This window comes from Aeromonas sp. XH (assembly GCF_033348475.1).
In the GTDB taxonomy this organism is placed as follows: Bacteria; Pseudomonadota; Gammaproteobacteria; order Enterobacterales; family Aeromonadaceae; genus Aeromonas; species Aeromonas sanarellii.
The window spans coordinates 58,471-72,500 of record NZ_CP137630.1 but is presented as its reverse complement, the minus strand read 5'-3'; the positions used below and the strand labels follow the sequence as shown (position 1 = coordinate 72,500).

Sequence of the window (14,030 nt, the reverse complement as noted above, 5' to 3'; positions counted from 1 at the left end):
TCACCACCAGATCGATAGCGTGCTTGGCCACCATGTGGCTGACCAATCCGGTGCAGGCAGAAATCAGCTCTGATTCGCTCAACTCGCCGTAGGGGAAGTGGGCATTGTCGAAACAGTAGAAATAGTTGTGTGCCGGCAGGGCGCGACGGATCTCCCCATAGACGGTCAGCCCGCCCATACCGGAGTCGAACACGAGAATATTGGCCACCTGAGCTCCCCCTTGGATACGAGGCGGCGATCATACTCCCGCCCGGCGCCAATAGAAAAGGCCCCGCCAATGGCAGGGCCCCTGATTTTTCCGATCCGGACGACGGGATCAGAGCGCGTAGTCCACCGTCACATAGTAGGCACGCTCGTCCGCCGGGTAGCCCACCGAGGTCTGGTACTCCTTGTCCAGCAGGTTGCTGATCTTGCCGGAGACCTTCCAGGAAGGCGCGACCCGATAACCGACCGCCAGGTTCCACACGCTGTAACCGCCCAGCTGGGTGGTATTGGCGGCGTCACCATAGCGCTCACCCTGGTAGATCCAGCTCAGGGAGCCGTCGAACTGCTGCCACTGTGCCAGGCCAACCCATTTGGCCCCCTTGCGGGAGATCAGCTGCAACTGCTTGTCGGTGACCTTGTCCTTGGGATCCTTGTATTCGGCTGAGATTCGATGGGTCAACCAGCCGGTGTCGAACTCCCCTTCCAGCTCGACCCCTTCAATCCGCGCCTTGCCGACGTTTTGCGGCGTCCACATGCCCTGGCTGTCCGGTGCCCACTGGATCATCTGCTCGAAGTCGTTGCGATAACCGGTCAAGCGCCACTCCACACCAGCGGTCTGGCCATCCAGCATCAACTCGTGGCTTTTCGACTCTTCCGGCTTCAGATCAGGATTGCCGGACCCCGGGTAGTAGAGATCGTTGAAGGAGGGGGCACGGAAACCGGTGCCGTAACGGGCACTGAGGCGATAATCCTCAACGAAGCGCCAGCCAGCGCCGGTTTGCCAGGTGTTGTGACGTCCGAACTGCTCGTTGTCATCGCTGCGACCGCTCAGCTCGGCCTGCCAGACCTGGTTGTCAAACTGGGCCAGGGCATAGAGCCCGGTGTTGTCACGCTCATCGGCGTCACTCGGGAAGGCGACACCAGAGGAGCGGGAACTATCGTCCAGCATGTCGCGCTGCCAGTCGGCGCCGCCCCCCAGGGTCCAGCCCTCGTCCAACTTGACGCTGTTGACCCAGTTCAGGGTGAATTGACGGGTATAGAGTCGATCAGCGGACTGATCGCGGCCGCTGGTATCCGGGTAGTCGTAGGCATCCTGTTTGGAGAAGGCGCCGCGCAGCTCGCTCAGGTAGCGCTCGTCATGATAGCGGGAGCCGAGCTGGTAGCTCTGGTTCTCGGTCCAGGTCTCGTTGCGTTGATGAAACGCCGGGCCCCAGGCGGAAGCGGCAGAGGATCTGTCGTACTGGGCAATGTTGCGGAACCAGCGGGTCGTCCCGAACAGATCCCAGTTGCTGGCCAGCGCCTGCTGATAATCCACCATGGCGTTGTAGCCCCGGTGGCCGTGCTTGTCCCCATCGTTCACCCCCGGAATGGGGTGCACGTTGTAGCCGGTCTCGTCATCGAAGCCCCCGGCAACCTTGAGCTGGCCCGCCTCGCCGACCTGGCTGGCGCTGCTGAAGGCGGCCTGGCGCTGCTTGTTGGAGCCGGCCCCCAGGTTGAACTTGTGCTGATTGGTCCCCTGATCCGGGCGAGTGATGATGTTGATGACCCCACCGATGGCATCCGAGCCGTAGATGGTGGCGCGCGCACCGCGGATATATTCGATCCGCTCCACTTGGTTGAGGGGCAGGTTGTTGAGCTCTGTCATCCCGGCGGTCAGGGAGGCGCTGCGCACCCCGTCCACCAGCACCAGGGTCTGGGAGGAAGTGCCGCCACGCACCCGCAGCGAGCTGAGCTGGCCGCGACCGCCGTTGCTGACCACTTCCACGCCGGGCAGGGTCTTGACCACATCGGTCACGGTCTGGGCTTGCAGGCGATCGATCTCGTCACGGGTCACCACGTTGACGGGGGCCAGCACGCTGGAGGCGGGTTGGGCGACGCGGGTGGCGGTCACCACCATGGTGGGGTTGACGGGAATGGTCAGTTGTTGGGCAAAGGCCGCCGTTGGCAACAGGGCAGCCGCCAATAATGTCTTGGACATGAGAGATCCTTAGGTTCGCGTAAGCATCTACTTCGTGGCCGGTTTCTCTCGGCCCGAAATACGAACTTTGGCAGGTCTTCGGGCTTGGGGGCTGATGGCCTAAGGCGACGGCTTCCCACCTGACGGCAGTGCCCTGATGTCGCTTCGTTCCCCCTTACCGCTGCGCGCCAGCTCCGGATTCTCACCGGATTCCCTTTTAAGCAGGATGCGCCAAAGCGGGAGGATTATAGGCAGAGCCAGATTGGATGTATAGCCATCTGGATTTCTGTTTTCGTTTTTTCCCTTCCGGCAGAGCCGAGTGGCTCAGTTACTACCCCCTCCTCTGCCGTCAGGCCCGCTGACGACCCTCGGAGAGGGACAGAGACGCGAAATGTTGAGCCAGATCCCACGGCTTTTTGGTAACATGCGGCAAACGTTTGACATCCGAGGAAGCCGTAATGACGACCCCCCCTATGATCGGCCTGGTAATGGGCTCCGACTCTGACTGGCCCGTGATGCAGGCCGCCGCCCGCATCCTCAAGGAGCACGGCGTGCCCTATGAAGCGCGCGTCGTATCCGCCCATCGCACCCCGGATCTGCTGTTCGAATATGCTGCCAGCGCCCGCGAGCGCGGTCTGCGCGCCATCATCGCCGGTGCCGGCGGGGCTGCCCACCTGCCGGGCATGCTGGCCGCCAAGACCACGATCCCGGTGCTGGGCGTGCCCATCCCCACCCGACAGCTCAAGGGGATGGACTCCCTGCTCTCCATCGTCCAGATGCCCAAGGGGGTGCCGGTCGCCACCTTCGCCATCGGCGAGGCGGGTGCCGCCAACGCCGGTCTGTTCGCTGTATCCCTGCTCTCCGTCGCCCAGGATGGCGACGCTCCCCGCTATCAGCAGCAGCTCGACGGCTTCCGCGCCAAGGAGCGCGACCGGGTGCTGGCCCTCACCCTGGAGGAGCCGGCATGATACTGCCCCCCGCCACCCTGGGTATGCTCGGTGGCGGCCAGCTCGGCCGCTACTTCGTGATGTCCGCCCACCGCCTCGGGTACAAGGTGATAGTGCTGGATCCGGATCCCGTCAGCATCGCCGGTGCGGCCGCCGACGAGCAGATCGTGGCCGCCTATGACGATGCCGATGCCCTGCGCGATCTGGCCAGCCGCTGCGACGCCATCACCTGCGAGTTCGAGAACGTGCCCGCCGCCTCCTTGGGGCTGCTGGAGCATTACAAGCCGGTGCGCCCGGCGGCGAGCGCGGTGCGCGTCTGCCAGGATCGCCGGGAAGAGAAAGCCTTCCTGACCCGCGCCGGCGTGCCGGTCGCCCCGAACCTGACCCTGTTGCCGGGTGAGCCGCTGCCCGCCCTGCCCAGCGACCTCTTCCCCGCCATCCTCAAGACCGCCCGCGAAGGCTACGACGGCAAGGGTCAGTGGACCATCCACCAGGCCGACGAGCTGCCCACGGCCCTGGCCGCCAGCGGCGTGCCCTGCGTGCTGGAGAAGCGGCTGCCGCTGGAGGGGGAGTTCGCCCTGACGCTCGCGCGCAGCCCGAGCGGTGCCATCAGCGCCCTGCCCCTGGTGCAGAACTGGCACAGCGGCGGCATCCTGGATCAGACCCGCTCCCCGGCCAATGTGCCCGCCCTGGAGGCCGAGGCCCAGCGCATCGCCGAGCACATCATCGCCGCCCTCGATTATGTGGGCGTGCTGACGGTGGAGTTTTTCCTGGTCGGCGGTGAGCTGCTGGTCAACGAGATGGCGCCCCGCCCCCACAACTCCGGCCATCCCAGCATCGACAACGCCGGTTGCAGCCAGTTCGAGCTGCAGGTGCGCGCCCTGTGCGATCTGCCGCTGCCGGTAAAGGCTGACGTTCAGCCCGCCATCCTGCTGAACCTGCTCGGGGATCTGTGGCAGGACGGGACGCCGGACTGGGCCGGTGCCCTGGCCCTGCCCGGAGTGCACCTTCACCTCTATGGCAAGGGCGAAGCCCGCCCCGGCCGCAAGATGGGCCACGTCACCGTCACTGGCCACGACTGGCCGGCGGTCGAGGCCACCGCGCACCAGCTGCGCGCCCTGCTGGGTCTGCCCCCGCGCTGAGTCCACCCCTTGACATGCAAAGACCCGGGCCAAGGCCCGGGTCTTTTTTTATGACTTGAGAAGCGAGAGGGGTCAGGCCCTGTCGACAGCCGCAACGGGAGCCGGCAGGCGGATGGTGAGGGAGAGCACCAGGGCCACCACCAGCAGCACCAGGATCAGGTTGAAGGTCGCCATGAAGCCGCCGAACAGGGAGGCGACGATGGAGCCGATGATGCTGCCCAGCCCGAAGCCCAGATAGATGACGCCGTAGTTCTTGGTCAGGTTGTTGAGGCCGAAGAAGTCGCTCACCAGCGAGGGGTAGACGGTGATGGTGCCGCCGAAGCTGAACGCCACGCAGGCCACCGCCACGAAGAACAGGTTGGCGTTGAGCGGCACGAACAGCAGCAATCCCATACCACCGAGCGTAATCAGTTGGGCGATGGTGATGACCCGGATGCGGGACATCTTGTCGGAGAGGATGCCCAGCACCAGCCGGCCACCCAGGTTGGCCATGGCGATGATGGCGACGGCGTTGGCGGCGACCACGGCAGGCAGGCCCACCATCTTCTCGCCGATGTCCTTGGCCACGCCGATAACGTAGAGACCGCTCATGCAGGCGGTGAGGAACATCAGTGCCAGCATCCAGTACTGCGGCTTGCGCATCGCCTCGGCCAGGGTGAAGTCGCGGCTCTCGCTCTGCTGCACGGCGGCCGCCTGCTTGGGTGCGTCCTTCATCAGCATGCCGCCCACCAGCACCATGGACATGGCGATCAGCCCCCACAGCTGGAAGGTGGTCTCAAGGCCGTTGCTGGAGAGCAGCAGCAGGTTGATGTACTTGAAGCCCAGGCTGCCGAGGCCATAAGCACCGATGGAGCAGGCGGAGATGAGCCCCTTGCGCTCCGGGAACCACTTCACGCAGTTGGAGAGGGTCATCAGGTAGCCGGTGCCGTCGGCGAAGCCCACCAGGATGCCGGCGCAGAGGTAGAGCATAGCCAGGTTGCTGGCATGGGCGGTGAGGAAGAAGCCGATGCCAAGCAGCACGCCGGCTCCCAGGGTAACGTTGCGCACCCCGAACCGCTCCTGCAGCTTGCCCGCCAGGGAGGAGGCCACCGCCAGGGAGAGGCTGAGCAGGCCGAAGGCGAAGGCGACCTGGCTCACCGGCTCGTCCAGCTTGTCGGAGAGCTGGGCGTTGAACAGGCTCCAGGTGTAAACGGATCCCAGCGCGAACTGGGTGATGATGGTCCCCAACAGGGTGAGGTAGCGGGTGCGATTCATCTCTCTGGTCATGATGCGTCTCGGTCGATGGCCTTAAGGAAACTGGGGCCACTATAGGCAAGACGCCGCTCCCGCCGACCGATTACGGCATGAAATGCAGATCGGCGGGAATGAATGACAATCAGAGCCGCATCAGCTGACGGAACGCCTTGATGTTGCTGCGGCTGACCGGCACCTCGAACGGCAGGTCATGGAGCCGGATGAGATAGGTGCTGTTGAACCAGGGCACTATCTCGCGGATCTTGTTGATGTTGACGCAGTAGGAGCGGTGACAACGGAAGAACCCCTCGGCGGGCAGCCGGCTGACGAACTCGCTGAGGGTCATGGTCATCACGTAGCGATCGGTGCGGGTGTAGACATGGGTCAGCTTCTCGTCGGCTTCCGCGTAGTAGATCTGCTCGCAGGGGGTGACGATGATGCGCTCCCCCTTCACCAGATTGACGGCGCGATTGTGCGGCGTGCCCGGCTCGCTTCCCTGCCCCGCCTGCGACTTGCCCGCCAGCTCGAGCTTTTGCAGCAGGCTGATGAGGCGCGGTTCGTTGTAGGGTTTGAGGATGTAGTCGAACGCCTCCAGCTCAAACGCCTCCACCGCAAACTCCTTGTAGGCGGTGACGAAGACGATGTGGGGCGGGTGACTGGACTTGTGCAGGTTCTTGGCCAGCAGCAAGCCGTCGATGGCGGGGATCTGGATGTCGAGGAACACCACGTCCACCTCGTGATCCTGCAGGTACTTGAACGCCTCCAGCCCGTCCTCGAAGCTCGCCACTATCTCTATGGTGCTGTGCTGGTTCACCAGATAGGCGAGCTCCTCCCTGGCCAGGTATTCATCTTCGACGATGATGGCTCTCAACATGGCTGTCCCTCTCGCGTCATGGCGTTCTTCTCGATATTGATGGCGATCAGCAAGGCATGGCCTCCGGATCCGGCAGATAGAAACAGACTTCGGTGCCGGGCTCCAGCCGCTTAAGGTGCAGGCCGTCGCCATAGAGCAGCTTGACCCGCTGATGCACGTTCATCAGGCCGATGCTGCGGCTCTCCACCCGACCGGCGGCCACCCCGTCGATCACCGCCTGGCTGATGCCGTAGCCGGTGTCGCGCACCGCGACCCGGATGCCGCCCGCCAGCTGCTTCACCTCTATGGTGACCCGACCCGGCGCACTGCGGGGCTGGATGCCGTGCAGGATGGCGTTTTCCACCAGGGGCTGCAACAGCAGGCTCGGCACCTGGATGTGCACATCGTCCACCTCGAACACCACCTCCAGCTTGTCGCCGAAGCGGGCCTGCTCGATGGCCACGTAGTCGCGCACCTGCTGCAGCTCCTCCTGGATGTCGATGAGGGTGTCCCCCTTGTTGAGGTTGTAGCGCAGATAGTCCGCGAGGTTCGCGATCAGCTGGCGCGCCTGCTGGGGACGGATGCGGATGAGGGACGAGATGGCGTTGAGGGCATTGAACAGGAAGTGCGGGTTGATCTTGCTCTGCAGCGCGGTGAACTCCGCCTTGCGGGTCATCTCCTTGAGCTGCTCGATGCGCGACACCTCCATCTGGGTGGAGATGAGCTGGGAGAGGCCCACCGCCATCTCCTTCAGGGAGCTGGTGATGCTGTGGGTGCGGCGATAGTAGATCTTGAGGGTGCCGCTGACGGCGCCATTCTCCCGCAGTGGAATGATGATGACCGAGTGGAAGTCGGCCAGATGGTACTGACGCAGATCGTTGTTGATGATGATCTGGTCCAGCAGCACCGCCCGCTGGGTCATGTCGCTGATGGCGTGGTGCTCGTCCAGCTCGTAGTAGTCCTTGCCCACCCCCACATAGGCCAGCACGTCCCGGGTGTCGGTGATGGCCACCGCATCGGCACTGATCTCGCTGCGAATGATGCCGCACACCTGGCCGAGGGAGTGGCGGTCGATGTTCTGGAAGAAGGGCAGCGTCTTGTTCGCGATATCGAGCGCCAGCTTGGCCTGCTTGGCGGCAATCAGCTCCTTCTCGTCGTCCAGATCCTGCACCAGCTTGATGATGAGGCCGATGCAGAGGGTGCCCGCGATCATCGGGTAAGCGATGTGGCTGACGATCTCCACCCCGATCTCGTGGGGCTCGGTCAGCTGCCAGATGAGCAGCATGGTCAGCCCCTCGCAGGCCATGCCCGCCAGGATGCCGTAGAGCCAGAGCCGCGACTTGCGGCAGCGCAGGTGCAGCCAGGTCGCCAGCAGGCCGGCGATGATGCTGGCGATGAGGCAGGGAATGGAAGTGTGACCGTCCATGTCGATGAGGTAGCGGTGCAGCCCCGAGATGACCCCAGCCGGAATGCCGACCCAGGGGCCGAACAGGATGCCGCCGGAGATGATGGCGATGATCCGCACGTTGATCAGCGCCCCTTCCACCGGGATGCCGGTGTAGGTGCTGAACACCGCGAACAGGCTGAAGATGCTGGCCACCAGCACCAGCTCGGCCGGGGTGTGGTCCCGCTTCTGGAACAGCCGCTGGAACGGCCGGGTACGGGTCAGGAGGAAGAGCGTCATCAACATCAGCGCCGCCCGCTCAAACACCGCCAACAACATCATCTGATTCTCGAGCAAATCAGCCCCCAGTGAACGACATGGCACAGCGCCAAGGTGCGGGATCATACCCCTTATCTCCTGCCGGCTCATTGCCGAATATCAGGTGACGGGTTCAGCTTTCGGGAATGGTGGCCGATAAGAGGAGGCTCCCGCCAAGGGGAGCCCAGTCCGACACAGGAGATAACTATGTTTCAGAAAAACATGGTGCTGGCATTGATGATTGGCTGCAGTAGCGCCGCCGTTCACGCCAATGCGCAGGTGGGCCAGCTGAACTGGCAAGCCACCGCCAGCAAAGAGACCAACATGGAAGTATCCCTCACCCACCCCGGCTTCCAGCCCATCAACTCGGACCCGGTACAGGCCCCCGTCCAGAGCCTGGCAGCCGACCTCAGTCACCCGGATTTCAACACCACCTATCGACTGCAAGCCCGCAAACTCTATGGCACCCTGCCACAGCAAGACGGCAGCCAGATCCACCTGACCCTGAATGGACAACCGCTCTCCGAAACCCATCCCCTGCCCCTGACACAGGCGACCCGCTACTACCTGAGTTATCAGGCCCCCTCAGCCAGACCGGACCAGGTGGGTGAGGCCGCCTATGAGCTGATGGTCTACTGGCTCGGTTGAGCCGTCTGAAGGCATGCCCCGCATGCCTTCAGGTTTGTTCGTCCGCGGTCTGGAGCCGGGTGGCGGCCAGTCTGACCACCTCGTAGTCCTGGCGCAGCCGTGCCAGCGCCGCCGGCAGCGTCTCTTCGTCGAGTGTCCAGGACTCTATCTCGCCGCACGTGGCGACCAGTTTCAGGGTACCCATGATCCTGGCGCCCCCCTTGAGCCGATGCACCTTGTCCATGAAGCGACCGACGTCTCCCGCCTGCGCCGCCTGCTGCAGACCCAGCAGGTCGTCGTCACTGGCACGGACAAACTCGGCCAGCAGGGGCGACATCAGGGTAGACTGGTGCGCCGTCAGCGGCCCGAGGTATTGCCTTATCTCCCGCATGCAGGTGGCAATGTCGCTCTGATCTTCACGCTGCATATGGCGCCGCAGGCTCTGATCGAGCGCCTCCAGTCCGATCGGCTTGAACAGGCAGTCATCCATGCCCGCCGCCTGCCCCTCGTTGATCTGTTCCTGACGCGCATCGGCCGTCAGCCCCAGGATCACGCAGCGCGGCCAGCCGTGGCGCCGCTCCAGCGCCCGGTATTGCCGCGTCAGTTCGAAGCCGTTCATGCCTGGCATGTTGAAGTCGGTGATGACGACATCCACCCGGGTATCGGCGAGCACCTGCAGGGCCTCCTCCCCCGAGGCCACGGCCTTGGCCTCATGCCCCAGATAGGCCAGTTGCTGGGTCACCAGCAGGCGATTGGCGGGGTGATCGTCCACCACCATCACCTTCAGCCGTCGCCCTTCCTCCACGGCCTGTCCCCGGTCGGCAGACGGGGGGGCCACCACGGCCGCGGCCATGGGCAACTTCATCTCGACGCAGACCCGGGTCCCCCGCCCGAGCTCGCTCTCCAGCACCAGTGAGCCCCCCATGGACTCGCACAGGGAGCGCGAGATCATCAGGCCCAGACCGGTGCCGGACTGCTGGATGTGCTCGGGCTGGCTGGCCTGGCTGAACGGCTGGAACAGCCGAGCCTGCTCAGCGGGTGCTATCCCTATGCCGGTATCCCTGATGACGAGCTGCAGGGTACACCAGCCGTCGCTGACCCAGGATCCCAGCGTCACCCTGACCGACCCCCGCTCGGTGTACTTGATGGCGTTGCTGATGAGGTTGGAGACTATCTGCTTGTAGCAACGGCCATCTATCTGTACCCAGTGCGCCTCTCCCGTCACCAGCTCCAGCCGCAGATTTTTCTGCCTGGCCAGCGCGGTGAAGACGGTGACGACCGACTCGGTCAGGGCCACGATGTCGTGGGGCTCAGGCGCCAGCTCGAACCGGCCGGACTCTATCTTGGAGATATCCAGGATGTCGCCGATGAGGCTCAGCAGATCCTTTGCCGAGCCATGGGCAATGGTGAGGGACGCCTGATCCTCCTCGTGCAGCCGACCCCGCTTGAGGGCCAGTTCCAGCAAGCCGATGATGGCATTCATGGGGGTGCGGATCTCGTGGCTCATGGTCGCCAGGAAGGTGCTCTTGGCGCGGTTGGCCTCCTGGGCCTCCTGGCTGGCCACCGCCAGCTCATCCAGCAGGCGCACCCGTTCACTGACGTCGATCCAGCCCCCCACGCCCCCCTGCACCTTGCCCTCGAGATCGTAATAAGGCTGCACCCAGTGGTACACGTCCACTGCGCCCGTCGGCAGGATCAGGCGATGGTCTCCCTCCTGTGGCAGCCCGGTGTCCCGGGAGAGGGCCAGGTCTGCGAGCAGGGGGACAAGAAAAGGCCAGCGCGTGCGCGCGTCATCCAGCCCCGTGCCGAGCAGACTGACCTTGGGTTCCCCGAAGAAGCTCGCGTAGCTGCTGTTGCACAGGACCAGCCCCCCTTCCAGATCCCTCGCATAAATGGGGTGGGGCGTCCCGTCCACCAGGTCGGCGATGAACTTGAGCTGGGTGCTCAGCGCCCCCTCCACCAGCCGCCGCTCACGCACCTGCTTGCGCAGCGACAATCCCCACAGGCCAACCCAGAGAGTCAACAGCAGGATCAGCGCGATGAAGCCCCCAAACTCCCGCACCAGCTCCTGCCAGGAAATGGACTCCTGCTGGGCACTGACCCGCCAGCGGTTGGAGAGCCCCTCCAGCTCATCAGGGGGAATGATGGCGATGATCTTGTCCAGGATGTCCCGCAATATCTGCTGATCGGGGGCCACCGCAAAGGCGGCACCGATAGGAATGGAGTCGAACAATTCCCCCGTGATGATCAGACTGTCGGGGAATTTGCTGTTGATGTAGTACTTGGCCACCCGCAGCGGCAGCACGGTCACGTCGCACACTTCCGTTGCCACGCAGCGCAGCGCATCTTCAATTCTGTCGAACTGCCGTGTCGTCAGCCTGCCGTAAGCCTCCGAGACAGCTTGCGTCGTGATATACCCCTTGATCACAGCCACGGTACCGGACTTGAGCAAGGTATCGGGCGATACGCCCTTGTGCCGCAGCCCCACCACGTAGGACAAGGGATCGAGGACAAAGGCCCTGCTGAACAGATAGCGGTTCCTGCGATCCGCCGACGGACTCAGTACACCGACGTCCACCAGGCCGCCATCCAGCAGCTGGGTCATCTGCTCGGGCGTCTTGACGGGCACGACCTCGATCTCCACCCCCAGCTTCGCGCGAATGACCTGCAGCAGATCGGCGACCACTCCATGCATGGTGCCAGTGACGTCGAGAAAGCTGAGGGGCGGCACGCCGCTGTTGACGGCAATCCGGATATTTTCCCGCCTGCCCAGCCATTCCCACTGCTCGCGGCTCAGCCCGACCTTGCTGGCCCCGATGGAGAGGCCTCCCCCATTCCAGCGCTTGGCCACTTCCGCCCGCTTGCCCTCCAGGATCTCCCCCAGCGCTATGTCCATTATTCTCTTGAGTCGCCGGTCTTTGGGATTGAGCGCAAAGGCAAAACCATTGGTATTAATATAAAGCGGCTTCAATAATTGAATGCTGCTCTGATAAAATTTGTTGACGATAAAGTTACCAGAGATCATATCCACCATGACGGCATCCGCCTGGCCATAAGCCACGGCGGAGAGCGCGCTATAACGGGAGGGATATATCTTAACTTTATAGTCGGACAAATAGCGCATGATATCCGTATATGGCAAATAATACTCGGGGACTGCCACCGACTTTATTTCTCGTTCCCTTATCGCGATATTTTTATAAATGGCGGGATCATCTGCAATATATTTATCGGTCAACAGGAGTTGCTGCTCTTGCTCATAAGTGTTCGAGGCGCTCAGCAAGTCGATCTCCCCTCGCTTGAGCGCCTCGATGGCAGCCGCTCTGGAGGGGTATCCCTTCACCAGGATCTGGATATGCAACAAATGGGTGAGCATGCCGACGATGTCGGCCGTCACCCCCTCATAGGCATTGGCACGCAGGGTGATGTCCATGGGGGGATTATCGGGTCTTGGCACCCCCAGGATCAGCCGCTCACGCTCCTGCAGCCAACGCCACTCCTCCCCGTGCAACGGCAAGGGGCTGGCATCCAGGTACTCCCCGCCATCCCGCGAATAGACTTGCAGCAGCGGCTCCGCCTGCGCCCTAGGCGACAATGGCCACGCACAGATCAGAACGAGCAGTAACAGCAGCGGTTTCATCGCGCTCACAACAGCTTCTGCCGTCTGGCCAGACTGATCAGATCGACGATGTTGGTGATGTTGAGTTTCTTCATCAGCCGGGTCTTGTAAGTGCTGACGGTTTTCTCGCTCAGCAGCATGCTCTGGGCAATCTGCTTGTTGGCATGGCCCTGACAAATCTGCAACAGCACGCTCATCTCCCGGGAAGAGAGGCTGGAGAGCAGATCCTCGCGATCGACGGTATGGGCATGTCTGGCGCCGGCAATCACCTCACGGGGATAGTAGAGCTGCTTCTTCTCTATTTTTGCGATCGCATCCTTCAATAAAGACAAATCATCCAGCTTGGACAAAAAACCCTCAGCACCGGCTTGCAGACAACGCACCATAATATGGTGGGTCGATTGGGCAGACAGCACCAGGATCCGGGTAACTATATCCAGCAGTTTGAGTCTTTTAATGACTTCGATACCATCCAGTTTGGGAATGCCAATATCAAGAACGACGATATCAGGTCGGTTTATCTTGGCTGCAGAAATAGCATCGACACCATTATCGACCTCTGCCAAAACATGATGTCCATCCTGTTCAAGCAGCATTTTTACAGCCATTCTTATTGCTGGGTGATCATCGACTATCAATACCTTTGACATATATAAACCTGCTGTTTAGTCCTTTCCAAGTAGTATATTAACTACAAATCAAGCAGCTATACCATACAGCCCCCTTGATGTTCACAAGATGTTACAAAAATAAGAAATCACAAATTTTAAAACTGACGCTGATTATAGCGTTATTATTTTTTCATATATTTATCAATCGATTACATTTTCTACACCTCGTTTACCCCCTCTGCCAGCCGGGGTCACTACGGCGGATCCCTGGCTCCCCATCACTGCCTCCCACCTCCCTTTGAGATTTTTCCTACACAGCATTCGATCGATCCAGGCAAGTCCTATCGCTATCTTAGTCGACGAAAAAACGAGCTGGTCCGAGGAACAACATGTTCCAGGGCCGGCTGCCTCCCTTGGTCAAATCGTCACCAGGGGCAACGACATGCCCATGGCGGGCAATGAATCAACCGGGTGGCCTGCGCCGCCTATCGGAAAACGTGTAGGAAATATCGTAATGAAGAAGACTCTGATTGCACTGACCATCGCTGGACTGGGCTTTGCCGCTACCGCTCAAGCTGCCGTGGAAGCCTCCGCCGTGGCTACCTGGCAGGCCACCGCCAAGAAAGACACCACCTCCGAGCTGGTGGTCACCCCGCTCTCCAGCCTCTCCTTCCAATATGCCGAAGGGATCAAGGGGTTCAACACCGTCAACGGCCTGTTCGATGTCGCCATCAAGGGGGATGCCAGCGCCACCTCCTTCACCCTGAAGGCGAAAAAGCTCAACGGTACCCTGAATCACCTGGGTGGCGATTCCACTGTCGACGTGGGCGTGCTGTGGGGCGGCGCACCGGTCAGCACCACCGCCTATACCACGCTGATCGACACGGCGGCCGGCATCACTGGGGGCAACCTCTCCCCCATCGCCAACGGCTTCCAGAACGATGCGCAGCGCACCACGGCCCAGGGCTCTTTCACCTTCAACATCGAGAGCGCCACCGCCAACGGCAGCAGCACCACCTTTGACGCCCTGCCGGATGGCCTGTGGAGCGGCGAAGTCAACGTCGAGTTCGTGGCGAACTGGGTCTGAGTCATTCACCGCATACCATTCGGGGCCCTGCGGGGCCCTTTTTACTCT

At 62.1% G+C, this 14,030-nt stretch carries 11 protein-coding genes and 1 riboswitch (1 of these 12 running past the window's edge); of the genes, 4 read left to right on the top strand and 7 right to left on the bottom strand.

The window, feature by feature from the left end; genetic code table 11:
• Together murI and R2B70_RS00320 are read right to left on the bottom strand one after the other, a co-directional pair.
• Positions 1–208, bottom strand: the 5' end (the start) of a protein-coding gene (gene murI / locus R2B70_RS00325) for a glutamate racemase (RefSeq protein WP_318162357.1). Its footprint begins 581 nt before the window's first position; the window shows 208 of its 789 coding nt (coding positions 1–208); the start codon lies at positions 206–208; its stop codon lies beyond the left edge, outside the window.
• A gap of 108 nt (positions 209–316) precedes the next feature.
• Positions 317–2,182: a TonB-dependent receptor domain-containing protein gene (locus tag R2B70_RS00320; protein ID WP_318162356.1), complete on the bottom strand. Its 1,866-nt coding sequence runs from the start codon at positions 2,180–2,182 to the stop codon at positions 317–319.
• A gap of 51 nt (positions 2,183–2,233) precedes the next feature.
• Positions 2,234–2,412, bottom strand: a riboswitch (cobalamin riboswitch).
• Between the two features lie 207 nt (positions 2,413–2,619).
• Between R2B70_RS00320 and purE the strand changes: the two genes are divergently transcribed.
• Together purE and R2B70_RS00310 are read left to right on the top strand one after the other, a co-directional pair.
• Positions 2,620–3,129 (top strand): 5-(carboxyamino)imidazole ribonucleotide mutase, encoded by a 510-nt coding sequence (gene purE, locus R2B70_RS00315; protein WP_216991402.1) that lies wholly within the window; start codon positions 2,620–2,622, stop codon positions 3,127–3,129.
• Positions 3,126–4,250, top strand: a complete 1,125-nt coding sequence (locus R2B70_RS00310; RefSeq protein ID WP_318162355.1) for a 5-(carboxyamino)imidazole ribonucleotide synthase — start codon at positions 3,126–3,128, stop codon at positions 4,248–4,250. The genes purE and R2B70_RS00310 overlap by 4 nt, the downstream gene beginning before the upstream one ends.
• 72 nt (positions 4,251–4,322) lie before the next feature.
• Here R2B70_RS00310 and R2B70_RS00305 read toward each other — a convergent pair whose 3' ends face one another.
• The 3 genes from R2B70_RS00305 to R2B70_RS00295 form a co-directional block, all read right to left on the bottom strand.
• Positions 4,323–5,516 carry an MFS transporter gene (locus R2B70_RS00305; RefSeq protein ID WP_219143242.1) on the bottom strand — a complete coding sequence of 398 codons (1,194 nt, stop codon included), beginning with the start codon at positions 5,514–5,516 and terminating at the stop codon, positions 4,323–4,325.
• 109 nt (positions 5,517–5,625) lie between these two features.
• On the bottom strand, positions 5,626–6,357 hold the full coding sequence (locus tag R2B70_RS00300) for a LytTR family DNA-binding domain-containing protein (protein WP_318162354.1): 732 nt from the start codon (positions 6,355–6,357) through the stop codon (positions 5,626–5,628).
• A gap of 46 nt (positions 6,358–6,403) precedes the next feature.
• The gene (locus R2B70_RS00295) at positions 6,404–8,077 is read right to left on the bottom strand and encodes a sensor histidine kinase (protein WP_318162353.1); all 1,674 of its coding nucleotides are present in this window, start codon (positions 8,075–8,077) and stop codon (positions 6,404–6,406) included.
• A gap of 168 nt (positions 8,078–8,245) precedes the next feature.
• On the opposite strand from R2B70_RS00295, the gene R2B70_RS00290 reads away from it, so the two are divergent.
• Positions 8,246–8,686: a hypothetical protein gene (locus tag R2B70_RS00290; RefSeq protein WP_209794817.1), complete on the top strand. Its 441-nt coding sequence runs from the start codon at positions 8,246–8,248 to the stop codon at positions 8,684–8,686.
• A 28-nt stretch (positions 8,687–8,714) separates the two neighbouring features.
• Here the strand turns inward: R2B70_RS00290 and R2B70_RS00285 are convergent, their stop codons facing one another.
• Positions 8,715–12,305: an ATP-binding protein gene (locus tag R2B70_RS00285; RefSeq protein ID WP_318163385.1), complete on the bottom strand. Its 3,591-nt coding sequence runs from the start codon at positions 12,303–12,305 to the stop codon at positions 8,715–8,717.
• A 5-nt stretch (positions 12,306–12,310) separates the two neighbouring features.
• Positions 12,311–12,934: a response regulator transcription factor gene (locus R2B70_RS00280; RefSeq protein WP_318162352.1), complete on the bottom strand. Its 624-nt coding sequence runs from the start codon at positions 12,932–12,934 to the stop codon at positions 12,311–12,313.
• A gap of 475 nt (positions 12,935–13,409) precedes the next feature.
• Between R2B70_RS00280 and ecpA the strand changes: the two genes are divergently transcribed.
• A complete protein-coding gene (ecpA, locus tag R2B70_RS00275) occupies positions 13,410–13,982 on the top strand; it encodes a common pilus major fimbrillin subunit EcpA (protein ID WP_042079020.1) in 573 nt (190 codons plus the stop codon).
• Positions 13,983–14,030: the final 48 nt, after the last annotated feature.